The following is a 24,011-nucleotide window of genomic DNA, read 5'->3' on the forward strand; positions in this document are numbered from 1 at the left end:
TCGACCTCGTTGTGCAGGAAATACACCTGCCCGCCGCGCTTCAATTCGCGCAGCACGGCCTCGCGGATGATGCCGTCAGAGAGGCGGCTGACGAAGGTTTTGATGGCCAGGCGTTTGCTCGGCGCGGTGGCGATGACGGAAAAATCGCGCAAGCCTTCCATGCTCATGGCCAGCGTGCGCGGAATCGGCGTGGCGGTCAGCGTCAGCACGTCGACCTCGGCGCGCATGGCTTTCAGGCGCTCTTTCTGGCGCACGCCGAAACGGTGCTCTTCGTCGATGATGACCAGTCCCAGGCGCTTGAAGGCGACCTCCTTGCCGATCAGCTTGTGGGTGCCGATGACGATGTCGATCTTGCCCTCGGCCAGTTCCTTCAGCGCCAGCGCCGATTCCTTGGCCGTGTTGAAACGCGACAGTTCGGCGATTTTCACCGGCCAGTCGGCAAAGCGGTCACAAAAGGTCTGGTAGTGCTGTTCGCAGAGCAGGGTGGTCGGGCAGAGCACGGCCACCTGTTTGCCGTCGGCCACGGCGCAGAAGGCGGCGCGCAGCGCCACTTCGGTCTTGCCGAAACCGACGTCGCCGCAGACCAGCCGGTCCATCGGCTTGCCGCTTTTCATGTCGTCGATGACGGCGGCGATGGTGGCGGCTTGGTCGGGGGTTTCTTCAAAGCCGAAACCCTCGGCAAAGAGCGCGTAATCGTTTTCCTGAAAACGGAAGGCGTGGCCCTGGCGGGCAGCGCGCACGGCGTACAGGGCGAGCAGTTCGGCGGCGGTGTCGCGCGCCTGCTCGGCGGCTTTGCGTTTGGCTTTTTCCCACTGGCCGGAGCCGAGCGTGTGCAGCGGTGCGGCATCCGGCTCCGCGCCGGAATAGCGGGAGATGACGTGCAGCTGGGCCACCGGCACGAAGAGCTTGGCTTCGAGCGCGTAATGCAGTTCGAGAAACTCCTGTTCGCCCAGGCCCAGATCCATGTGCACCAGGCCGCGATAACGCCCGATGCCGTGGCTTTCGTGCACCACCGGGTCGCCCACTTTCAGTTCGGTGAGGTCTTTCAGCCAGTTGTCGAAGCTGGCTTTGCGCTGCGCCTCCTTGCGGCTGCGCCGGGGGCTGCTGGCAAACAGTTCGTTTTCGGTGAGAAAGGCCAGCGAGTCGAGGATGAAACCTGTTTGCAAGGGGCCGACGGCCAGGGCAAAGCGGCTGTCGGTGGCGAGAAATTCGCCGAGGTCGGCGCAGGCGCTGGCCGGCAGGCCATGTTCGCTGAGCAGCGCAGCCAGGGTTTCGCGCCGTCCGGCCGATTCGGCAAGCAGCAGAACCCGCCCGGGAAAATCCCTCAACCAATCGTGCACTGCCGCCAGCGGTGTGTCGCTGCGCCGGTTGATGGCCAGATTGGGCAAGGCGCTGCCTGAGGAGGGCGCAAAAACGATGCGCGGATAGGCTTTGCTGGCGGAAAAAAATGCTTCGTCGCTGAGAAAAAGTTTGTCCGGCGCCAGCAAGGGGCGTAGCGGGTCGCCTTGCAAGAGCTTGTAGCGCGAGCGGGTGTCTTGCCAGAAAGCCTGTAAGGCGCTCGGCAGGTCGCCGTGCGTGGCGAACAGGGTGGCGGCGGGCAGGTAGTCGAAAAGGCTCGCCGTCTCGGGGAAAAAGAGCGGCAGGTAGTATTCGATCCCGGCGCTGGGAATGCCGGCGGAAATATCCTTGTAGATGCCTGAACGGGCGGGGTCGCCTTCGAAGGTTTCACGAAAAGCTTGGCGAAAACGGGTGCGCGCGGCGTCATCCATGGGAAATTCGCGCGCCGGCAAGAGGCGGATTTCCGCTACCGGGTAGAGGCTGCGCTGCGTGTCGACGTCGAAGGTTTTGATGCTGTCGATTTCGTCGCCAAAAAGATCGAGACGAAACGGCAGGCTCGCGCCCATCGGGAAAAGGTCGATCAGGCCGCCGCGAATGGCGTATTCGCCGGGGGCAACGACTTGCGTGACATGGGCGTAACCGGCGCGGGTGACCTGGGCGCGAAATTTGTCGGCATCGAGGCGTTCGCCTTTTTTGAAGACAAAGGTGTAGGCCGCCAGATAATCTGGCGGTGCCAGGCGGTAGAGCGCGGTGGCCGCCGGCACCAAAAGGATGTCGATGGTGTTTTGTGCCGTGGCCCAGAGGGTGGCGAGCCGTTCGGAAACGAGATCCTGGTGGGGTGAAAAATGATCGTAGGGCAGTGTTTCCCAATCCGGTAACTGACGCACGCGCAGCGCCGGGGCAAACCAGGTGATTTCTTCATGCAGGCGCTGGGCATCGACGGCGCGGGCGCAGATCACTACGAGTAGGCGTCCCGGATGGGCCTGCGCCAGTTCTGCGCAGGCCAAGGCGTCGGCTGAACCCGGCGGCAGGGCAAGATCCAAACGCTGGCCGGTTTTGGGCAGGGAAATCGCGGGCAGAAGCGTGGCGGCTGGGGGGGGTAAAGAGGCAGACAAAGAGGCAGATAAAGGAGCAGGCACGGGCGTAAGCAAAACAATCGGGGGAGAAGATTATAAAGACTTGCTTGAGCTTGCCGAGGTTCAAGAAAAGTTTCGCGTTATTCAAGCGGTATTTTTTTGAGGTGTAAGGGTAAACCGGTAGGAATTGAATTTTCTTGAATTTCTGTCTTGACCGGGGCTGCAGAGCACTCTATAAGGATCTGTTTGCTGGAGAAATTGCGCCCATGAATTCCCCTTTGCCCATCCCCTCGTCTTTGGAAAGCTCGGTGCATGACGCCGCCTTGCCGGAGTGGTGGGCGGCTATTTTGCGCAGTACGAGTTTTTCCATCGTCACCACCGCGCCTGACGGCACGATTCTGAGCTTTAATCCGGCCGCCGAACGCCTCTTGGGCTATCGCGCCGATGAGGTGGTGGGGCGCACGACACCTGCTTTGTTTCATGATGCCGACGAGGTTGTTGCCCGCGCGCATTACCTGTCGGAAATCAGCGGTCAAACCGTAGCGCCGGGTTTTGAGGTGTTTGTTGCGCAGGCGCGCCGGGGTATTGCCGAAGAGCGCGAATGGACCTATCTATGTAAAGACGGGCGGCGCTTGACGGTGCTTTTGTCGGTAACGGCCATTCATTCGGCAGAGGGCAGTATCCGGGGTTTTATCGGTATGGCGGCCGATATCAGCGAGCGTAAGCGCCTGGAAAAAAAGATCAGCGAAGTGCGCGAGCGTAAGCTGGGTATTTTTGAGCAGCGCTTGCGTCTGGCGGAAAAGGTTTTCGAATACAGCTCGGAAGCCATTATGGTGACCGATGCCGAGGGCCTCATCATTCGCGTCAATCCGGCCTTTACGCACCTCACCGGCTATGCGGCGAGCGAGGCCGTGGGGCAGACGCCGCGCCTCCTGAATTCGGGGCGTCACGATATCGCCTTTTACCAGCAGATGTGGGCGGCGCTGCTCAATGAAGGGCAGTGGTCGGGCGAGGTATGGGACAAGCGCAAAGACGGCACGATTTACCCGAAATGGGCCGTCATCAATGCCGTGCGCGAAGCCGGGGTGGTGACGCATTTCGTGGCCTTGTTCGTGGATATTTCCGAGCGCAAGGAAGCCGATGAACGCATCGAGTATCTGGCATACCACGACCACCTGACCGGGCTGGCCAATCGCTTGATGTTCGAGCAACGCATGCAGCACGCCATGGCCCGGGCGGAGCGCAACGACACGCGCCTGGCGCTGGTCTTCATCGACCTCGATCGTTTCAAGAACATCAACGATTCCCTGGGGCATCAGTTTGGCGACCAACTCTTGATTGAAGCGGCGCGCCGCTTGCGTGCGGCAGTGCGGGTGTCAGACACCGTGGCCCGTCTGGGCGGTGACGAGTTTCTCGTGGTCTTGGAAAACGTCGGCGATCAAAATCGCTGCGCGCGCCTGATCGTCAAGTTGCAGGAAGAATTGGCACAGGCTTACACGATAGGTGAAACTGCAGTGCACGCGCCGCCCTCGATGGGGGTGGCGGTCTATCCCACCGACGGCGTGGATGTGCAAACCCTGATGAAACATGCCGATATGGCGATGTACCAGGTCAAGGCCAAAGGGCGTAACGCCTGGGCGTTTTACGCGCCGGCGATGAATCATGCGGTGCAGGAGCGCCTGCAGCTGGAAAACGATTTGCGTCAAGCCTTGGCGCGCGGGGAGTTCGTGCTGTATTACCAGCCGCAGTGGAAAATCAGCACGCACCGCTTGATCGGCTGGGAGGCGCTGGTGCGCTGGCAACATCCGCAGCAAGGCTTGGTGCCGCCCGATAAATTCATTCCCATCGCCGAGGAAACCGGTTTGATCGTGGCGCTTGGCGAATGGGTGCTGACGACGGCGTGCGCGCAGGCGATGGCCTGGCAGGCGGCCGGGCTGGGCGCGCAGCACATGGCCGTGAATCTTTCGGCGCGGCAATTTACCGAGCGTAATTTGCTGGAGCGCATCGACGCCATTTTGGCGCGCACGGGTTTGCCGGCCGCGCAACTGGAACTGGAAATCACCGAAAGCGTTTTGATGGAGGATGCCGAGCGCACGGTGAGCATTCTGCAGGCGCTGAAGGAGCGCGGTATTCATATCGCGATCGACGATTTTGGCACGGGCTATTCCTCACTTGCTTATCTAAAAGCTTTTCCTGCCAATAAACTCAAAATCGACCGCTCTTTCGTGCGTGATCTCACCGATGATGCCAACGATGCGGCCATTGTCTGGGCCATTATTTCCTTGGCCCATAGCCTGGGTTTGTCGACCTTGGCCGAAGGCGTGGAAAGCGAGGGGCAGCGGCAGTTTTTGGAAAATCACGGTTGTCAGGAGCAGCAAGGCTATTTGTGGGGCCGCCCGCTCAGTGCGCAGGCGGCGGAAGATTTGCTGCGGCGTTTGCCGGCGGATTCCGTGATGGGTGTTGTTTCTGACCTCGCCGCTCCATCCACCGCTCCATCCACCGCCGGTGCCTGAAGTCCTTGTTATCGGCGGTGGCCCGGCCGGGCTGATGGCTGCCGATCGCTTGTCCTTGCAGCCAGAAATACGCGTTACCGTACTCGATGCCATGCCCTCCCTGGGGCGCAAATTTCTCATGGCCGGGGTGGGTGGCATGAATATCACCCACAGCGAGCCTTTGCCGGATTTTCTCGCGCGTTACGGCCCACATGCGGCGAGCATCGCCCCTTGGCTGGCGGATTTCGGACCGCAGGCAATCCGCGACTGGATTCACGGGCTGGGTATTGAAACTTTTGTCGGCAGTTCAGGCCGGGTGTTTCCGCGCGAGATGAAAGCTGCGCCGCTGTTACGCGCCTGGTTGCAGCGTTTGCGCCAGCGTGGTGTGCATTTTCGGGTGCGCCAGCGCTGGCTGGGCTGGGATGCTGCAGGGGCTTTGCGGGTACAGGGGCCGGACGGTGAAACCCGTATGCGCCCGGCGGCCGTTTTGTTTGCGCTGGGCGGGGGAAGCTGGCCGCAGCTGGGTTCAGACGCCGCCTGGCTCGCTCCGTTTGCCGCCGCCGGTATTGCTGTTACGCCGCTTAAACCGGCAAATTGCGGTTTTACGGTGGCTTGGAGCGAACACCTGCGCACCGCTTTTGCCGGCGCGGCGGTGAAAGGCGTGCGGGTCAGCTGTGCGGCGATGCCGGAAGGGCGTCTGGGAGAATTCATTCTGAGCCAGGACGGGCTTGAAGGCGGGGTGATTTATGCGCTTGCGCCACCCTTGCGCGATGCCTTGCTGGCCGGCGAAGCGGCCGAGCTGTACCTCGATTTGTTGCCGCAGCGCAGCCCTGCCGAGGTTCTGGCCGCGCTCAGGCAGCCGCGCGGGCGTGATTCGCTGGCCAATCATCTGCGCCGGCGTTTGGCTCTGCAGGGGGTTAAGGCGGCCTTGCTTTACGAGGGGACGACGGCGAAAGCCCTGCATGATGTGGCAGCCCTGGCGGCGCGCATCAAGCATTTGCCACTTGCCTTGCAAGCGTCGCGTCCGCTGGCCGAGGCGATCAGCACGGCGGGCGGTGTGAGGTTTGCCGCGCTCAATGAGGATTTGATGCTGCAGGAAAAACCCGGTGTGTTCGTGGCCGGCGAAATGCTCGATTGGGAAGCGCCGACCGGCGGTTATCTGCTCACCGCCTGTTTGGCCAGCGGTTACCGGGCCGGCGAAGGCATCCGGCGCTGGCTTGGGCCGGGCAGTGCGCGCTCAAATGTGTCGAGCGCTTCGGTCGCATAAAATTTGAAATTTTGTTCCGCTTGAACCTGTTGCCGCCCTTCGCCGGGTTCCGGGCGAAGCCCGCGTACATTGGCGACCGGTCATGCCCTATCGGTCTGGCTCGGGTTGGCCCAGTAAGGCGGCCAGCGCTTCATCGAGGAGGGCGGCGGCAGCGCTGGTGTCGAAATTTTCGATGTGCTGTTGAAAGCGCCGGAAATTTTCGCCGAGGAGTTGTTGCAAGGCTTCTTGCTCTTTTTGCAGGCGCTGATGTACGGCGAAATCGCCTTCGTGCAAGAGCTTGCTCAAGCTGCTTAGGTGCAGGCGCAGTGCCTGTGGGTCGAGGCGGGCGGCGGAGAGTTGCTCGACGTTATTTTGCAAAATCGGCTGCAGGGCGGATTGCAGGGTGAAGTAGTCGGTTTCAGCCTGGGCGATGTGCTGCAAAATGCTCGCGGTGCTTTGTTTCTGGCGAAATGCCTGGTCTGCGGCGGCGGCGCTTTCAAACACCGTGCTTGCCCCGAGTGTGGCGGCCGCCCCCTTGATCGAATGGGCGAGGCGGCGGGCCTCTTCATCCTGCCCCGCGCTGAGGAGGTGGCGCATTTGCGCAAAATCTTCGCCGTGCGAATGGATGAAGGTGGAGAGCAGGCGCAGATACATGGCGCGTTTGCCGCGCACGGCGTGCAGGCCGGCGGCGGCGTTGAGGCCGTTGACCGTGTCCAGCGGATCAGACGGCGCTGTTGCGTTATCCGCCTCTGCGCTGAGAGCAGTTTGCGTTTGCGGGAGGTGCAGGGGAAGGGTGAACCAGAAGCTGCTGCCTTGGCCGGGGGTGCTGTCTACCCCGATGTCACCTTTTAATAATTCGATCAGACGGCGGCAAATGACGAGTCCCAAGCCGCTACCGCCATGCGAGCGGGTGAGGGAGGCGTCGCCTTGTTCGAAGGGTTGAAACAGGCGTTTCTGGGTGGCCTCGTCGATGCCCAGGCCGGTGTCGCTGACCGAAAAACGCAGAATTTCTCGCCCGTCGGCTTGGGTTTCTTGTGTCACCATCAGGCGAATTTCGCCTTCGTCGGTGAATTTGATGGCGTTGGTGAGCAGTTGATGCAGGATTTGCCGAATGCTGCTGGCGTCGGAGCGCGCGCGTTCGGGCAGTTGCAAGGGGTGTTGCAGGCTGAGCGTCAAACCCTTGCGGCTGGCTTGCGCCAGCTGTTGGCTGCGACATTCTTGCAGAAGGCCCAAGGGCGAGAATTCCTGCATCTCGTTGACCATGATGCCGGCTTCCAGGCGCGAGAGTTCGAGAATGTCGTTGAGCAGTTGCAAGAGCTGTTGCGCAGCCTGATCGATGCGCCCCAGGCGCGCCTCGCTTTCTTCGCGCGGGGCGCTCGATAAATCGCGCTGCAAGAGGTGGGTGAGGCCGATGATGGCGTTCATCGGAGTGCGGATTTCGTGGCTCATATTGGCCAGAAAAGCGCTTTTCGCCCGGTTGGCAGCCTCTGCCTGTTCTTTGGCGCGTAAATACTGGCCGGTACGTTGCGCCACCAGTTGTTCCAGTTCCTTGCGGTAACGGGCAAGTTCGGCGAGCTCTTCCTTGCGCTCGGTAACGTCTTGCTGAATGGCGAGGTAATGCGTGGTGCTGCCGTCTTTTTGGCGAATGGGCGAGGCCACGACGTTGGCGATGTAGTTGCTGCCGTCTTTTCTTTGATTGGTAAATTCGCCTTCCCAGGTCTCGCCGGCGCGGATGCTGCGCCATAAGGCGCCGGCCTGTTCCGGGTTGCTGTTACTGCCAGCCAAAAACTGCACGTCGCGCCCCAGGCTTTCGGCGGCGCTGTAGCCGCTGATGGTTTCAAAGTGACGGTTGACGTATTCGATGCGTCCGTGCAAATCGGTAATGACCACGCTGTTCGGGCTTTGTTGCAGCGCCCGGCGCAAAGTGTTCAGGGCAATTTCGTTGTCGGCCAGGGCGGCGCGGCTGCGCAGACGCTCGATGCCGAGACTGATTTCTTGGGCAAGTTCTTCGAGCAGGGTTTTTTCTTCGGCATCGGGCGGGTTGTCGGCCCGAAAGCACAGATGCAGCTGGGCGCTGATTTCTCCTTCGATCAGGATGGGCAGGCGAATTTCGTTGGAAACCAGGGGCGAGGACTCGCTTAAATCAGTTGTAAGTATGCTGGCATCTTGATAGCCGCCGAGGGTGGTGAAAATCTCGCGCAGGCGCACAAAAAAATCGCTTTCCCTGGTGGCGCGCACGGCATGGCGGGCAATATCGCTGAGCAAAGCCAAGGCCCGATGCTGGCGGGCGATACGCAGGCGATCCTGATGGGCCTGGCTGATGTCGGTGACGATGCCGTGGAGCAAATTTGTCAGGCCGCCCTGGGCGTTTTCCAGCACACTGCGCTGCCCCCGGTCGCGTACCTGCAGCCAGGCACCGCCTGCATGGCGGATGCGGTATTCCAGGGTGTAGTGGGTTTGCTCACCGCCGGCCAGCGCTTGCAACGCGGCGGCATGTGCGGCGCGATCTTCCGGGTGGATGCGTGCCTGCCAGGCGGCGAGCGGGTATTCTTTATCGCTGCAGTCTTCGCCAAGAATGCGGTGCAGTTGGCAGCAGCAGCGTAAATGCTGGCGCTTGGGGAAAAACTCCCAGCCGCCGGCGGTAGCGCTGTCGAGGGCGAGCGCCAGATGCGGCGCAAGAAAGTGCGGGGTGTTGCTGAATTCAGAGGAATTCACGGCGTTTATTCCGCGTAGGTGGCAGCGATACGTTTGAAATTGTCGAATTCGCGGATGAAGGCTTCGACCATGTCCGGATCGAAATGGCTGCCGCTGCCGGAAACGATGATGGCGTACGCTTCTTCGAAAGGCATGGGGGGTTTGTAGACGCGCGCGCAGATGAGTGCATCAAAGACATCGGCCAGCGCCATGAGGCGGGCAGAAATGGGAATGTCGTCGCCGCGAAGGCCGCGCGGATAGCCGCTGCCGTCCCATTTTTCGTGGTGGCCGCGGGCGATTTCCTGGGCGATTTGCAAAAACTCCACCGGGCGCGGGGAGTCAGCAATCGCCTGAGCGATGGCATCGGCCCCGATTTGCGCGTGCGTTTTCATGATGTCCCACTCCTCCGACGTTAGTTTGCCGGGTTTGAGCAGGATGTGGTCGGGAATGCCGACCTTGCCGATATCGTGCAGCGGCGCCGATTGCGCCAGTTGATTGATGGTGCGCTCATCGAGATAGTGCGAAAAACGCGGGTGGTGCTTCAGGCTGCGCGCCAATGTGCGCACATATTCCTGGGTGCGGCGCAGGTGGTTGCCGGTTTCCGGGTCGCGGGTTTCGGCCAGATGCGCCAGCGCATGAATGCTGACTTCCTGAATCAGCTGGTTTTCCGCCATGCGGCGGGCGACTTCCTGTTCCAGGTAGCTGTTGTGGTCGCTGAGAATGTCACGCGCCCGTTTGAGCTCCAGCTGGGCGCGTACCCGGGCAAGCACGATGGCCGGGCGGATGGGCTTGGTGATGTAATCGACCGCACCCAGATCGAGCCCTTTTTCTTCATCGTCGGTACCGTCCATGGCGGTGACGAAAATCACCGGAATGTCGCGCGTGTCGGCGTTGGCGCGCAATTCACGCAGTACTTGGTAGCCGTCCATGCCCGGCATCATCACGTCGAGCAAAATAAGGTCCGGGATCGGCGTGCTCTGGGCGATTTGCAGAGCACGCGCCCCGGAGTTGGCGGCACGGATACGGTAAATGGGCTGCAATAATTCGCCAAGGACGCTGAGATTTTCCGGGACGTCATCAACGATCAGGATATTGGGTTGCGCCTGCATGGCCGATCTTCCTAGATTGCAACAATATTTTCGAATTATGTCGGATTTTGTTTTTTCTGACCAATGATTCATGAGCTGCGCGCGCTGTGTAACAAGGACGGTAGCGACGGCATCGTACGGTTTTACGCTTTTGGGTTGCGCGTTGATCGTACATCTGACTCCGGTTTGAAACTGCGCCCTTCAGGGCGGTGCGAAAAGTGAATATCCTGGTCTGAAGGCCTGTCGTCAATCAGTGGCTTTTTAACCCTTTAAGGGTTATAGTCCAGGCATGGAGAAAAATAGTCCGCATTACCTTTTAACCGCCATGCAGGCGAAAATCGCTGCTGCTGGGCGTGATGCTTTTACGCAAACAGCGATTGCTGGCGGGAGGGCAATGGGGCTGACGGTGGTGGATATGCTGAACGTCATTGCTTGTTTGAGACGTCGTGATTTTTACAAGTCCATGACTACCCATCACGATCATCGCGTCTGGCAAGACGTGTATTACGGTTCCTGCCCAGCAGGGCAGGTGGCTTATATCAAACTGACTGAGGTGGCCGAACGCATCATCATTCAGTTCAAGGAGAAGTAAGCATGACTACGACAATGACACTCTGCGGCGCATGCGGCGGCACGGCGTTTACCCCCTTTTCTGGTGAAACCTTTGTGATCGACGGTGATGAGAAAGTGCACGGGCTTGGCGGTGATCGCTGCGCCAGCTGTGGTGAAGTGTATTTCGACCACGACAGCCAGCGCCGCTACACCCAAGCCAGTGATGCCTGGGTGTTGGCACAGCGTGAGCAATCAAAACAAATGTTGGTGCGTGTGCGCAAAAAACTGGGGCTTACCCAGCACCAGGCCGCCAAGTTGACTGGCGGTGGGCACAATGCCTTTGGCCGTTACGAGCGCGGCGAAGCGCAGCCCATGCCGGCAGTGATCAACCTATTCAAGCTGCTGGACAAACACCCTGGTCTGCTGGCCGAGGTGCAGTGAGTGTGTGTTTTGGGCGGCGAGGATGTCACAGATTGACCAGCCTGACGTAGCTGGCAAAACGGGTTTTGTCGATTTCTCCCGTTTCCAGCGCGGGGCGTAGGGCGCAGCCGGGTTCTTGGCCGTGGCGGCAGTTACGGAAGCGGCAGCGGCCCAGATAAGGGCGAAATTCGCGGAAGGCGTATTCGATTTCGCCGCGCTCCAGGTGCGCCAGCCCAAATTCTTGCAAACCGGGGGAGTCGATCAGGAAGCTCTCGGCGTCCAGTGTGTAGAGCGTGGCGTGGGTGGTGGTGTGCTTGCCGGAATCGAGGGCTTTGGAAATTTCCCGCGTCGCCGCGCCGGCATCGGGAATCAGGGTGTTGATCAAGGTCGATTTGCCCATGCCGGACTGCCCGACCAGGACGCTGGTTTTGCCTTGCAACCAGGGGCGCAGCGGGGCGGCGCTGCTGCGTGCCGACAATTCCAGTACCGGATAACCCAAGTGGGCGAAAACGGCGAGTTGCGCCCGGGCCTGCGGTAAATTTTCTGCCAGGTCGCATTTGTTGAGGACGAGGAGAATCTCGATTTCCTCGCTCTCGGCGGCAATGATGGCGCGCGTCACCAGATCGTCGGAAAACGCCGGGGCGCAGGCGGTAACGATAATGACCTGGTCGACATTGGCGGCGATCAACTTTTGCCGCGTTTCGTTGGATCGGTAAAGGAGTTGGCGGCGCGGCAAGATGCTTTCGATCACCCCTTGATCGTCCGAGGTCGGCATCACCTCGACCCAGTCACCGCAGGCCACATCGCTTTTTTTGCCGCGTGTGACGCAAGGCAGCGGCTCTCCGCTGCCGATATCGACCAGATAGTGCCGCCCGTGTGCGGCGATGATGCGGCCTTCGTGGTTCATGCGACAGCTCCGGGAGAAAGAGGGATGTCAGAGGATGTGCCGCGCTGCAAATGCGCGATGCGCAAGGCGGCGGGCGGGTGCGAGTCATAAAAAAGCGAATGCAGCGGATCCGGCGTCAGGGTGGCGGCGTTGTCGTCGTAGAGCTTGATCAGTGCGTGCACCAGATCGGTGCCGCTGCTGTGTGCCGCGGCATAGGCATCGGCCTCGAATTCGTGGCGGCGCGACCAGTGGCTGGAGAGTGGGGTGAGCGGGAAAAGAAAGAGGGGGATCACCAGGAAAAACAAAATCAGGGCGAGCCCCGTGTTTTGTGTGCTGCCCTGCAGTGGCACGCCCAGACCGGCATAAAACCAGGGCGCATCGATGAGCTGGCCGAGTACGGCAAGCATGACGAGCGAGCTGGCAAACATGAAGCAGAGGCGCTGCACAACGTGACGTTTGCGAAAATGCCCCAGTTCGTGCGCCAGAACCGCCTCGGTTTCGCTGGGTGAGAGACGCTCCAATAAGGTGTCGAAGAAAACGATGCGCTTATTTTTGCCAAAGCCGGTGAAATAGGCGTTGCCGTGGGCGGAACGTTTCGAGCCGTCCATCACGAACAAGCCATTGTTGCGAAAACCGCAGCGTACAAGCAGGGCTTCGATACGATTTTTGGTTTCGCTCTCGGGCAGCGGTGAAAATTTATTGAAGAGCGGGGCAATCCAGGTCGGAAAAATAAACAGCATGAGCAGATTGAAGGCGCTCCAGAAAAGCCAGACATAAAGCCACCAGCGCTCGCCCATGCTCTCCATCAGCCAGAGAATGGCGGCCAGCACCGGCGCGCCGATGATGACGCCGAGCAGGAGTTGCTTGCCCCAATCACTGAAAAACAGCGCCGGGCGCATGCGGTTGAAACCGTGGCGGGTTTCGATGACGAATTGCTGATAAAGGGAGAGCGGCAAATCGATCAGGCTGCTGAGCAACATGAAGCTGAAGATCAGCGCCAAACCGTAGCCGATGCCGGTAAAGTGCGCCGCCCAGAAGTTGTGCAAGGCGAGCAGGCCGCCGCCCAAGGTGAACGCCAGAAGAACAAAGGCATCGATCACGCTGCTCCAGAGGGCGACTTTGCTGCGATCGATACCATAAGCTGCGGCTTTTTCGTGCGAGGCGAGGCTGATGCGCGCAGCAAATTGCGCCGGCACCGACTCGCGGTGTGCGGCGATATGGCGCCACTGGCGCAGTTTCAACCACAGGCGCACGCTCAAGGTGAGGGCGAAGGCAAGGCAAAAAATCAGGCGGAAGGTTTCGGTCACGGGCGGCAAGGGGGGCGGGAGCTAAGGAAAAAGGAGAAAGCGGCGAGCTGTGCGAAAATCGCCGATTCTCTGTTTTTTAAGTACGGGCGATTATATGGCAGGCAACGCAAACAACCTGGTGTGGCTGGATATGGAAATGACCGGATTGAATCCGGAGGGCGATCGCATCATCGAGCTGGCCATGGTGGTGACCGACAGCGAGTTGAAGATGGTGGCCGAGTCGCCTTCTTGGGTGGTGCATCAGTCGGACGCGACGCTGGCGGCGATGGATGATTGGAATCAGAAAACGCACGGGCGTTCCGGTTTGATCGAGCGGGTGCGAGCGTCCGCCTTGAACGAAGCGGCGGTTGAGGCCGCCGCGCTGGAGTTTTTGCGCAAGTACTCCGGCAAGGGGCATTCCCCGATGTGCGGCAATTCGATCGGCCAGGACCGTCGATTCATGGCGCGCTACATGCCGCAGCTGGAGGATTTTTTCCACTACCGCAATCTCGATGTCAGCACTTTGAAAGAGCTGTGCAAACGTTGGCAGCCGCAGATTTACAAGGGTTTCAAAAAAAAGAGCAAACATACGGCGATGGCGGATATTTACGAATCGATCGATGAGTTGAAATACTACCGCGAGCATTTTCTCGTGCCGCGCGCGCCGACCGCCTGAGCGTGTGACATGGCGTTCTCTCGAGCGGCTTGCGGCCCTGCGGCAAGCCCGGGACGAAGGCTTCTGCAGATGCGCACAGCAGAGCTGTAAAAATCACTCAGCGCCGGAACAAGCGGAATTTTTCGCGCCGTTCTCCCGGGCGGTTGCCTTGCCAGACGAGTTGCCAGCGGGCATCCGGTGCGCTCAGTTCGTGCGTTTGATCGCCGACGACGAGCAGCCAAGCGCATTGCCGCCCGGTCGGGGTGGTGAAATCGAGCGGCGAGAGGTTGGAGAAGTAAGCCAGAGAAGCGCGCTGCCCCGGGCTCAAACCGCGTTCGGCAAGGCAGCTTGGATGTGCCGGCAAAGCTTGGGCCACCGCTTCGGCTACGGGGCGATAGCTACGCCCGTAATCAAACCAGGGCAGAATCAGGGTGGTGGCCAGCAGCCAGAAAGTCGTAAAACCCAAGCTCCAGTGCGTCAGGCTGCGATAGGGCGAGCGCGGCGCGGTAAGGATCAGCCACAGCCACCACAGACTGACGGCCAGGGCGAGGGCGAAATGCAGCAGCTTGAATTCGCCATTGAAACCCGGGCGCAGTTCGACCACACGTTGCGCCAGGCGTGGCGGGAAATCGAGCGCCATGGCCGACCAGGCCACCCAGACGAGCAGCGCCAGCAGGCTGAACAGGCTCATGGCGAACCAGTCAAAAGCGTTTGCCGCGCCGCGCCGTAGGCTCAGAGCACCGGGCGTGGCAAGCAAAGCCAGCGGCGGCAATAAGAGCAGTGCAGGAATCTCGCGCGGCCGGTAAGCCCAGGCCAGGAGGAGCAAGGTGAGGAAAAAGAGCGTCAGCGGCAAGAGTTGCGCCGGGTGGCCAGGTTGCTTGCGCTGCTGCCACAGGCTCCAGAGCGCCAAGGGCAGTGTCGGGAAAGCAAAGAGCAACAAGAGGCTGCTGAAACTGGCCAAGCCATTCAGGGAAAACGGCGTGCGCAGTGGGGCGAGTTCGGTGTTGAGCCAGGCATTCAAGCGCCCCGGGTGGTAGTGTTCCAGAGCGAGCAGCCAGGGGGCGACGAGCAGGGCAGCAAGCAATACGCCAAGCAGCAGGGTGTGCGCGGCCTGCCGGCGCGGCCTGCTGAAATACCAGGCAAAGGGAGCAATCGCCAGAAGCGGCAGACTGGGTGCAAGGCCCGCGCCGAGCAGGCAGGCGGCTAAAGAAAGCCCATACAAGAGCCCGGCCAAAGCCGCTTTACGCGCCATCAAGGCCCCTGCGCCGATGCTGCCGGCGTAGGCGGCGAGTGCCACCAGCATCGGTTGCGCATCGTGCGCATGCAAAACCAGGCCGACCGTGCCTGCGAGCAACAAGGGCGCGGCGGCGGCATGTTGTGGGCCGTGCAGTTCGCGTCCGGCGTAGTACAGGGCGGCCAGCGTCAAGGCAACCCAGAAACCGCTGGCCAGGCGCAGCGCGTCGTGCACAGGCAGGATGCCGCCAAACAGCGCGCCGCTGACCGCTGCGCTCCAGTAATAGAGCGGCGGTTCATGGAAAGGGCGGCCGGCCAGCATGGGGGCTAGCCAGTCGCCGCCGGAGAGCATTTGCCAGGCGCTGCCGATGTGAATGGCGTCTTCGCCTTTCCACGGATCGCGGCCAAACAGGCCGGCTAAAACGTAGAGCGTGAGCAGCCCCGCCAGCATCCAGCCGGAAGGCGGGAGGCGAATACCTTGACGTAGCGCGGGAAAATTGAGCATGCGGTTATGCAAAGAAAAAGGCAGCCTGCCGGCTGCCTCGATGATGCGCAAACGGCGTATTAAGCCGCGCTTTTGCGGCGCATGGCACCGAATTTCTGGTTGAATTTCTCGACCCGGCCGGCGGTATCGACAATCTTCTGCTTGCCCGTGTAGAAGGGGTGGCAAGCCGAACAGACTTCGATATGGAAGGCGTTCTTGGCCATGGTGGATTGCGTGGTGAAGGCATTGCCGCAGGAGCAAGTGACTTGCACGTCATGGTAATTCGGGTGGATGTCGGCTTTCATTTCATTTCCTTTAGTCAAGCGAGCGGCGGTATTGGCCGATCTGGGAAGCGCGGGATTATCAAGGATTTGGCGCATCGATGCAATGTTTATTTGCCTTGAATTTGCTCACCGAGGGGCTTTGTCGGCGAGTGTGCTGCCTTGTATTAGAAAATTTTGATACTTCTTAAGTAAGAATGGTTCGCGTTTGCTACAATAGCTGCGATTGCGAGTTATTCGCGTTTGCATTGCCGTTGCTTTCTTGTGTGGCGGCACCCTGTGTCGATTTTTAATTTTTCTTTCTCAGACAAAACTTTTCTTATGCGGAGCGTTTTTATGCGGCCTTCCCTGAAACCTTTGGCGGCAGCGCTGGCTGCCCTGTGTGCCTGGCCGGTGCAGGCCGATACCACCTTGGCGCCGGTCAGCATTACGGCCAAGGGCTATGCTGCGGATACTTTGTCTACGCCGTCGTCGGTGTTCGTGGCCACGGGCGAGGACTTGCGCCGCAACGGGGCGCAGAATCTGGGCGAGGCTTTGCGCGGCGAGCCAGGCTTTGCCGTGGCCAGCGACGGTGCGCAGGGGCAGAATCCGGTGGTGCGCGGTCTCAAGAAGGAAAGCATCGTGCTCTTGGTCGATGGCATGCGTTTTAATTCAGCGCAGCCGGCTGGGGCGATTGCCTCTTTCATGTCTTTTGGTTTGGTCGAGCGGGTGGAGGCGGTCAAGGGGCCGGCTTCCGTGCTGTACGGGACCGGCGCGCTGGGCGGGGCAATCAATGTGTTGACGCCGCAGGCGCGGTTTGAACAGGGCCTGCAATTTTCGGCCGGGGCGAGTTACGACAGCGCCAGCCGGGGTTTGCGCGGCACAGGTGTGGCGAATTATGCGCAGGGCGACCATGCGCTGATGCTGGGCGCTTCGCTGGCCAATATCCATGATTACAAAGCGCCGGATGGGCGGGTGAAGAATACCGGTTACGATTCGGACAGTTTCATTGGTCAGTATCGTTTCCGTATCGATGCGCAGCAGCAGCTGCGGGTCTCGGCGCAAAAGCATCAGGATGAAGACGTTTGGTATCCGGGCTCGGCCAAGCCGTTTACCCATCCGACTCCGGCGGTGGCAAATGCCGTGGGTAGCACCATCGTGCATTCGCCCAAGCAGGATCGTGCGCTCTATGAAGTGGGTTATAGCTTCAAGAGCGGTGGTGCGGCACCGTTTAATTTTGACGTGCGGGCTTATCGGCAGGAGATGGAGCGCACGATTTATGCCTGGTCACCGCGTCTGGGGCGCGACATCACCACGACGCACGTCAGTTTTCAGACCGACGGTATCGATGCGCGCGCCGATTGGTTGCTGCATCCGCAACATCTGGTGTCTTTCGGTATGAATCTGTGGGAGATGGAGGCTTCGCCGAAGCGCATCAATGCGATGCCGCCGCACTCACTGAATTTTGCCCGCACCGATCCTTTCACGGATGGGCGTATCCGCGCGGCGGGCCTGTATGTGCAGGACGACATGAATTTTGGCAAGCTCAATGTGTTGGCCGGTTTGCGTTACGACAAGGTCAAGGGGGATGCGAAATCGGTGGCGAATTCGGCCAATCCGGCGGGGCCGCGCACCACCAATGGTTTGTCGCGTAGCGACGGGGCTTTTTCCGGCAGCCTTGGGTTGAGTTATGAAATCAGCCCGCTTTTTCGGCCTTACGCCAGTCTGGCGCGGGGTTTCCGGGCGGGTGAGATGCGTGAGCGTTACGAATCTTCGCCGCGCGGGGATGGTTATTTCTATGTCGGCAATCCGCAGGTCAAGCCGGAAACCTCGACCCAGCTCGAGCTGGGGGTGAAAGGACAGAATAGCGAGGTGAGCTGGTCGGCGGCAGTATTCCATAACCGCATCAGCAATTACATGAGTGGCCAGGATATTTCCGGCACGCCGCTGGCAGTAACTTTGTGCGGTGCAAATGCCGGGGCGTGCAAGGAAACCGTCAATATCGGCAAGGTGGTGATCAAGGGCATCGAGGCCCATGTGGCCTGGCAGGCTTGGCAGGGGCAGTGGTTGAAAGCCGGACTGTCGGTGTTGCGCGGGGAAAACAAGGATTTGAGCGAACCTTTGTTCCAGATGCCGGCCGATGAATTGCGTCTGGGTTGGGAAGGGCGCATCGCCGAGGGGTGGATGGCAGATGTCACCGGGCGCTTCGTGCGCGAGCAAAAACGTGTTGCCACCGTCTTTGCCCGGGGCACCGAGAATCGCACTAGCGGTTATGCAACGGCAGATCTGGGTGTGAGCTATCGCTTGAACAAACAACACAGCTTGCGTTTGGCGGTCAATAATCTGTTCGATCGCAAGTATCATGAGCATTTGACGGAAGGTATTTCCGGGCAGGAAATTCATCTGCCGGGGCGCAGCCTGGTGGCCAGCTGGAAGGGGAACTTCTGAGCGCCAATGTGCACCAAGCGGCGCCTTGCGCGGGCCACGTCCGAAAATCTGCGGGCGTGGCATTTTTGCTTTCAGCATCCAGGCGGTGCGTTGATTGAAGATATCGATGATGCGTTGTTTTACATTTGATCTGCGGGCCACTCTGGGCGCGGGCTGGCGTGTTCTATGCTGCGCGCTCCTTGCTACGGCAAGTTTTGCGGTATCCACCGCTGCCTTGGCTTCTGCGCCTGCGTCTGCGTCCGCTTCTGCGTCCACCCCGGCCAAATTGCCGAAACTGACGCTTTCCGGCCCCTTTGCCGCCGTCTCCTTTCCGCTGATCCATATGGTGGATAGCGGTGCCTTGAAAGAGGTGGCGGAAACGGTCGAATTCATTCCGTGGAAAGACCCCGACCAGTTGCGCGTGCTGGCGCTGGATGCCAAGCAGCCGGCCGATTTCGTCGCCATGCCGAGCAATGTGGCCGCCAATCTGTACAACCGTGGGGTATCGCTCAAACTCATTAACATCTCGACCTGGGGCGTGCTGTGGCTGGTATCGCGGGATAAAAACCTGAAAACCCTGGCCGATTTTCAGGGGAAAGAGGTTTTGATGCCGTTTCGCGCCGACATGCCGGACATCGTGTTCCAGACGCTGGCGGCCAAGGCCGGACTCGATCCGAAAAAGAATTTCCAGTTGCGCTACGTCGGCACGCCGCTGGACGCCATGCAGTTACTCATCGCGCGGCGCGCCGATCACGCCTTGTTGGCGGAGCCGGCGGTGTCGATGGCTTTGCGCAAAACGAAATCCTTTCCCGTCAGCTTGATTGCGCCGGATCTGTACCGCAGCGTCGATCTGCAGCAGGAGTGGGGGCGCTTGCTGCAGCGCGAAGCGCGCATTCCGCAGGCGGGCATCGTGGCCATGGGCAAGGTGCTGGGTAATCCGGCGCTGATCGAGCGTTTTCAGAAAGCCTATGCCGCGTCTTTGAACTGGTGCGAAGCCAAGCCGAATGAATGCGGCGCGCTGGTTGCCAAACGCATCGACTTGCTGACGCCGGAAGCGGTGGCGGATTCGGTGCGCATCGATAACACCGCCTTTGTCCGCGCGGCCGATGCCGAGGCGGAGCTGGACTACTTCTTCAAGCTCTTGCACGCTCGCCAGCCGGGCCTGATCGGCGGCAAGTTGCCGGATGCCGGTTTCTACTACCGCAAGCACTGACATCCATGCGTATTTTTCATTTATTTGCCGTTTGCCCATGAAGTTCCTGCGCGTTTGGCTGGCCGGCATTCCGGCCTATCTGTGGAGCGGTTGGGGGGCGCTGGCCAGTCTCTTCTTGTTGCTCGCCGCCTGGGAAGCCGCGAGTGCCGTGTATGGCGCGCTGATCCTGCCCGATCCCCTGAGCGTGTTCGCCACCTTGGGTGACTTGCTGCAAAGCGGCGCGGCCTGGCCGGAACTTTTCGTTACCGCCCGCCGCGCACTGCTTGGTCTGGCGCTGGCGATTGCCGCCGGAAGCCTGCTCGGCATGCTGGCGGGGGTGTCGCTCACCGCATCGATGATGTCGCGCCCGCTGGTCACCGTGTTGCTCGGCACGCCGCCGATTGCCTGGTTGGTGCTCGCCATGCTGTGGTTTGGCGCAAGCGACGGGACGCCGGTGTTTACCGTATTCATTGCCTGTTTTCCGGTGATTTTCGTCGGCGCCATGCAGGGTACGCGCACCCTCGATGGGCAGCTGAAAGATATGGCGACGGTGTTTCGTCTGCCGGCACATATGCGGTTTTTCGATCTTTACCTGCCGCACGTCATTTCTTATTTGTTTCCCGCCTGGATTACGGCCCTGGGCACTTCCTGGAAGGTCGTGGTGATGGCTGAATTATTGTCTTCCGCCGACGGCATCGGTGCCGCGCTCGCCGTGAGCCGCGCGCAGCTGGACACCGCCGCTACCCTGGCCTGGATTGCTGCGGTGGTGCTCGTCTTGCTGGCGGTGGAATATCTGTTTCTGGAGCCGATCAAGCGCGAGCTGGAAGGCTGGCGGCGGCAAGAGCACGGCTTGGGGGCTGGGCGATGACGCAGGCACTGGAGATTCGTGGCCTGAGCCATAGCTACCCGCCGCGTACGGTGCTCGAAGAGATCGAATTCAGCGTGCCGGCCGGGCGCACGGTGGCGCTTTTGGGGCCTTCTGGCTGTGGTAAAACGACTCTTTTGCATCTGTGCGCCGGCTTGCTGACTTTGCAAAAGGGGCAGATTCTCAACCCCTTTCAACGCCCGGCGGTGATGTTTCAGCAACCGCGCCTGTTGCCCTGGAAAACCACGCTCGACAACCTCGCTCTGGGCTTGCAGGCGCGCGGTGTCGGGCGGCAGGAGCGTCTGGATCAGGCGCAAAGAATGGCGGCAGCGGTGGGGCTCGATGCGCTGAGTTTCGAGCAATTTCCGCATGAATTATCCGGCGGCATGCAAAGCCGGGTGGCACTGGCGCGCGCCTTGGTGCTGGCCCCGGATCTGCTGCTCATGGATGAGCCATTTTCGGCCCTGGATATTGGTTTGAAGCAACAACTGCAGCGTTTGCTGCTTGAGCACCAGGCGGCCAACGGGCTGACCGTGCTGATGATTACCCACGATCTGATGGAAGCTGTGCGTTTGGCCGACACGATTTTAGTCATGGCGGCAGAGCCGGGGCGCATCGTGCATCGTGTCGATTACCCCGTGCCGGCGCGTCTGCGCACGGATGCCGAAGTGTATCGGCTGACCGCAGAATTACTGCGCGCGCCGGCAGTATGTGCAAGTTTTGAGATTGCGCCGCCCGCGCCGCAAGAAAGTTCAACATGATGGCTTTATATGCGCGCCAAGCGCCGGTGTGGATGTGCGGTTTTCGCGCCTTTTTTCTCGCCGCAGCGGCCCTGGCCGTGGCTTTGTTGCTGTGGTGGGTGGGTTTTTTGCTCAGCGGCGCAGCCTTGGCTTTGCCGGATGTGCCGGGCGGGCCGTTTGTCTGGCACGCGCATGAGCTGATTTTTGGTTTTGCCGTGGCCGCTTTGGCCGGTTTTGCGCTCACGGCTTTTCCCGAATTCACCAATACGCCAAGTATTGCGGCGTGCACCGTGCGCCGTTTGTTCGGCCTGTGGTTGCTTGGGCGCGTCAGTTTCTGGTGTTCCGGTTTCTTGGGCGCGCCCGCCTTGTTGCTGGCCGGTTTGGCGCAACTGGCATTGCTTGGCGGCCTGTTGTATCTCTTGGGGCCGCGCCTTTTTCATGCGCCAGATCGCCGGCATTTTTCATTTGCTTGGGCTTTATGCGCTTTGGCGGTGACGCTGGTCGGCTTTTACCTTGATGCCCTGCGCGGGCTGCCGCCGGGGCGCTGGCTGTACGCGGCGCTCGGGGTGTTCATGATTTTTATCGTGCTCGCCATGAGCCGCATTTCGATGCGCATCATGAATGACGCGCTCGAAGCCGAGGCGGTGCGGCGCGGGGAGGCCAACGAGCGCGTTTATCGTTCGCGCCCGCCCAAGCGCAATCTCGCTGTGACCTGCATTGCTGCCTACACCGCTGCCGAATTTTTTCTGCCCGGAGAGCGTTTGGGTGGCTGGCTGGCGCTGGCCTCGATGGCAGCGCTTTTGCACCTGCAAAGTGACTGGCATATCGGCCGCGCCTTGCTGCGCCGCTGGCCGCTCATCCTGCTCTCGGCCTATTTTTTGATGGCCGGCGGCTATGCCTTGATGGCCTGGGATTTGTTGTTGGGTAGCGGCAGTTTTTCCGCCGGACGTCATCTCTTGACGGTGGGCGGGCTGGGTATTGCCGTTTATGCGGTGCTCAACATTGCCGGCCGCATTCACAGCGGTCACCCGCTCGATGAGCGTCCCTGGGTGGCGATTGGCGCTCTGGCGCTGATTTTGGGTGCACTGTTGCGCGCCGCCACAGCCTGGCCGGGAGCACCCGTGACATTTCTCTGGGCCGCCTCTGGCCTGTGTTGGGGCGCAGCCTATGGGCTGTGGCTGTGGTTCATGTTCCCCATCTTGAGCGCCGCACGCACCGACGGCGGTACGGGCTGCGAGGAAATTCTGCTGCCGGAAGAGAAGGCAACAAAGGCTTGAGTTTCTGCCGGCCTGCTGTGGCACTGGATGCCAAAAACGCTCGAGATACTTTGCTTTTTTAGCGGTGTTTTCCGCAGTGTGGCGCGGGCGTGTTTTTTGCCCAAAATTCGCGGTCTGAATTTTTCGATTTCAGGAAGAAACCGCCTTGCCTGGGGTTTCTGGTGTGCTGGGTGAGGGGGCTGGCTCGGAGCGCGCCGGTGCATTGGCTGCTGCGTTGGGGGCGGGGGCGGGGATGGCTTCCGGTGTCGATTCAGAAGGGTTTTCCCCGTTGCTGGCCGATTTTTTCTTCTTTTTTCCTGTGGTCGGGGCTTGCGGCGGCGGCAGTTGCGGGGCGATGGTGTCGAGTTTGTTTTCTCGCATGTATTCATCCATCTCGCGCCAGCCAGCGTAAATGCTGGCTTTGGGCAGCCAGGCATAAATCGCGTAGCAGTCTTCGATGGCACGTCCGGAATGGCGGCAGGCGCTGCCCACCGCGCGCCCCTCCGCATCCCCGCGAGCTTCTTTCTGCGCGGGGGTTTCCACGCCCAGGGTGGCCGATATCTGGTCGCAGCCGCTCAAGAAAATTGTGGCGGGCAGGAGTAGGGCGAAGAGGGTGAAATGTCGTTTCATGGCAGGATTTTCGCATAAGCCGGAGTGCTTGCCAAAACAGGATTTGATCGATGTGCCGGGCGTGCCTAAGAGAGTCTGAACTTGCCGCCTGGGTAAACAAAACCCCGGGCGCATGGCCCGGGGTGTGAGCTTGGCAGCGGCTTGCCGCAAGCCTTGGTCAGGCCGCGTTCAGTGCCTGATCCAGATCGGCGAGGAGGTCATCGATGTGTTCGATACCCACGGAAAGACGGATCATGTCCTCGCTGACGCCGGCCTTGGCCAGTTCTTCCGGCGAAAGCTGGCGGTGGGTGGTCGACGCCGAGTGGCAGGCCAGCGTTTTGCAGTCGCCGATATTGACCAGACGCGTCACCAGCTTGAGCGCGTCCTGGAACTTCGCGCCGCCGCTCAGGCCGCCCTTGACGCCGAAGTTGAGGATGCCGGACGCCTTGCCGCCCATGTATTTTTGCACCAGCGGGTAATCCTTGTGCTCCGGCAGGCCGGCGTAATTGACCCAACTCACCTTGGGATGTTTTTGCAGGAACTGGGCGATCTTCACTGAATTCTCGCAGATGCGATCCATGCGCAGCGCCAGGGTTTCGATGCCTTGCAGGATCATGAAGGAATTGAAGGGCGAGATCGCCGCGCCCATATTACGCAGCGGCACGACGCGGGCGCGGGCGATGTAGGCGGCGGCCCCCAGCGCTTCGGTGTAGACGACGCCGTGGTAAGACACGTCCGGCTCGTTCAGGCGTTTGAATTTCTGCTTGTGCTCGGCCCAGGGGAATTTGCCGCTGTCGACGATGATGCCGCCGATCGAATTGCCGTGGCCGCCCAGGTATTTGGTCAGCGCGTGCACCACGATGTCCGCGCCGTGCTCGAAGGGACGGCACAGATAGGGCGAGGGCACGGTGTTGTCGACGATCACCGGCACGCCGTGGCGGTGCGCCACTTCGGCCAGTTGCTCGAAATCGGTGACGTTACCGAGCGGATTGCCCACCGATTCGCAGAACACGGCTTTCGTTTTGCCGTCGATCAGCTTCTCGAAAGCCGCCGGATCGCGGTAATCGGCAAAGCGCACCTCGATGCCGTACTGCGGCAGGGTGTGGGCGAACAGGTTGTAGGTGCCGCCATACAGGGTGCTGGAAGTGACGATGTTGTCGCCGGCTTCGGCAATCGTCTGGATCGCCGCCGTGATCGCCGCCATGCCGGAAG

Annotated in this window: 19 protein-coding genes; 10 read left to right on the forward strand and 9 right to left on the reverse strand. The window is 60.5% G+C overall.

The window, feature by feature from the left end:
* Positions 1-2,477, reverse strand: a 2,477-nt coding sequence (locus ACM62Q_RS09605) for a transcription-repair coupling factor (protein WP_415035970.1), incomplete at its 3' end; no start/stop codon positions are given.
* A gap of 203 nt (positions 2,478-2,680) precedes the next feature.
* On the opposite strand from ACM62Q_RS09605, the gene ACM62Q_RS09610 reads away from it, so the two are divergent.
* Positions 2,681-4,927, forward strand: a complete 2,247-nt coding sequence (locus ACM62Q_RS09610; RefSeq protein ID WP_415035972.1) for an EAL domain-containing protein — start codon at positions 2,681-2,683, stop codon at positions 4,925-4,927.
* Positions 4,881-6,173, forward strand: coding sequence for a TIGR03862 family flavoprotein (locus ACM62Q_RS09615; RefSeq protein WP_415036015.1), 1,293 nt, complete (start codon positions 4,881-4,883; stop codon positions 6,171-6,173). The genes ACM62Q_RS09610 and ACM62Q_RS09615 overlap by 47 nt, the downstream gene beginning before the upstream one ends.
* An 87-nt stretch (positions 6,174-6,260) precedes the next feature.
* Here the strand turns inward: ACM62Q_RS09615 and ACM62Q_RS09620 are convergent, their stop codons facing one another.
* A complete protein-coding gene (locus ACM62Q_RS09620; RefSeq protein ID WP_415035974.1) occupies positions 6,261-8,867 on the reverse strand; it encodes an ATP-binding protein in 2,607 nt (868 codons plus the stop codon).
* A gap of 5 nt (positions 8,868-8,872) precedes the next feature.
* Positions 8,873-9,955, reverse strand: coding sequence for a response regulator (locus ACM62Q_RS09625; RefSeq protein ID WP_415035976.1), 1,083 nt, complete (start codon positions 9,953-9,955; stop codon positions 8,873-8,875).
* A gap of 268 nt (positions 9,956-10,223) precedes the next feature.
* On the opposite strand from ACM62Q_RS09625, the gene ACM62Q_RS09630 reads away from it, so the two are divergent.
* Complete coding sequence (locus ACM62Q_RS09630) at positions 10,224-10,526, forward strand: type II toxin-antitoxin system MqsR family toxin (RefSeq protein WP_415035978.1); 303 nt, start codon at positions 10,224-10,226, stop codon at positions 10,524-10,526.
* Positions 10,527-10,528: 2 nt separating this feature from the next.
* Positions 10,529-10,927 (forward strand): type II toxin-antitoxin system MqsA family antitoxin, encoded by a 399-nt coding sequence (locus ACM62Q_RS09635; RefSeq protein WP_415035980.1) that lies wholly within the window; start codon positions 10,529-10,531, stop codon positions 10,925-10,927.
* Positions 10,928-10,952: 25 nt separating this feature from the next.
* Here ACM62Q_RS09635 and rsgA read toward each other — a convergent pair whose 3' ends face one another.
* Positions 10,953-11,813 (reverse strand): ribosome small subunit-dependent GTPase A, encoded by an 861-nt coding sequence (gene rsgA, locus ACM62Q_RS09640; protein ID WP_415035982.1) that lies wholly within the window; start codon positions 11,811-11,813, stop codon positions 10,953-10,955.
* Entirely contained in the window at positions 11,810-13,099 is a 1,290-nt protein-coding gene (locus tag ACM62Q_RS09645; RefSeq protein ID WP_415035984.1) for a M48 family metallopeptidase, read from the reverse strand. Before ACM62Q_RS09645 ends, rsgA begins: the two co-directional genes overlap by 4 nt.
* Positions 13,100-13,193: 94 nt before the next feature.
* Here ACM62Q_RS09645 and orn point away from each other — a divergent pair, with 94 nt between their 5' ends.
* On the forward strand, positions 13,194-13,754 hold the full coding sequence (orn, locus tag ACM62Q_RS09650; RefSeq protein WP_415035986.1) for an oligoribonuclease: 561 nt from the start codon (positions 13,194-13,196) through the stop codon (positions 13,752-13,754).
* 97 nt (positions 13,755-13,851) lie between these two features.
* On the opposite strand, the gene ACM62Q_RS09655 is transcribed toward orn, so the two are convergent.
* Together ACM62Q_RS09655 and rpmE are read right to left on the reverse strand one after the other, a co-directional pair.
* Positions 13,852-15,471, reverse strand: a complete 1,620-nt coding sequence (locus tag ACM62Q_RS09655; protein ID WP_415035988.1) for an ArnT family glycosyltransferase — start codon at positions 15,469-15,471, stop codon at positions 13,852-13,854.
* 59 nt (positions 15,472-15,530) lie between these two features.
* Positions 15,531-15,755 carry a 50S ribosomal protein L31 gene (gene rpmE / locus ACM62Q_RS09660; RefSeq protein WP_415035990.1) on the reverse strand — a complete coding sequence of 75 codons (225 nt, stop codon included), beginning with the start codon at positions 15,753-15,755 and terminating at the stop codon, positions 15,531-15,533.
* A 312-nt stretch (positions 15,756-16,067) separates the two neighbouring features.
* Between rpmE and ACM62Q_RS09665 the strand changes: the two genes are divergently transcribed.
* The 5 genes from ACM62Q_RS09665 to ACM62Q_RS09685 all read left to right on the forward strand — a co-directional run bounded on the left by ACM62Q_RS09665 (position 16,068) and on the right by ACM62Q_RS09685 (position 22,211).
* Complete coding sequence (locus ACM62Q_RS09665; protein ID WP_415035992.1) at positions 16,068-18,158, forward strand: TonB-dependent receptor; 2,091 nt, start codon at positions 16,068-16,070, stop codon at positions 18,156-18,158.
* A 106-nt stretch (positions 18,159-18,264) separates the two neighbouring features.
* On the forward strand, positions 18,265-19,350 hold the full coding sequence (locus ACM62Q_RS09670) for an ABC transporter substrate-binding protein (RefSeq protein ID WP_415035994.1): 1,086 nt from the start codon (positions 18,265-18,267) through the stop codon (positions 19,348-19,350).
* Between the two features lie 37 nt (positions 19,351-19,387).
* Positions 19,388-20,197, forward strand: coding sequence for an ABC transporter permease (locus ACM62Q_RS09675; protein ID WP_415035996.1), 810 nt, complete (start codon positions 19,388-19,390; stop codon positions 20,195-20,197).
* On the forward strand, positions 20,194-20,955 hold the full coding sequence (locus ACM62Q_RS09680) for an ABC transporter ATP-binding protein (protein ID WP_415035998.1): 762 nt from the start codon (positions 20,194-20,196) through the stop codon (positions 20,953-20,955). Before ACM62Q_RS09675 ends, ACM62Q_RS09680 begins: the two co-directional genes overlap by 4 nt.
* Positions 20,952-22,211: an NnrS family protein gene (locus tag ACM62Q_RS09685; protein ID WP_415036000.1), complete on the forward strand. Its 1,260-nt coding sequence runs from the start codon at positions 20,952-20,954 to the stop codon at positions 22,209-22,211. Before ACM62Q_RS09680 ends, ACM62Q_RS09685 begins: the two co-directional genes overlap by 4 nt.
* A gap of 129 nt (positions 22,212-22,340) precedes the next feature.
* On the opposite strand, the gene ACM62Q_RS09690 is transcribed toward ACM62Q_RS09685, so the two are convergent.
* Positions 22,341-22,820, reverse strand: coding sequence for a hypothetical protein (locus tag ACM62Q_RS09690; protein ID WP_415036002.1), 480 nt, complete (start codon positions 22,818-22,820; stop codon positions 22,341-22,343).
* Between the two features lie 157 nt (positions 22,821-22,977).
* Positions 22,978-24,011, reverse strand: a 1,034-nt coding sequence (locus ACM62Q_RS09695) for an O-acetylhomoserine aminocarboxypropyltransferase/cysteine synthase family protein (RefSeq protein WP_415036004.1), incomplete at its 5' end; no start/stop codon positions are given.

This window comes from Azonexus sp. (assembly GCF_047638095.1).
Classification (GTDB): Bacteria; Pseudomonadota; Gammaproteobacteria; order Burkholderiales; family Rhodocyclaceae; genus Azonexus.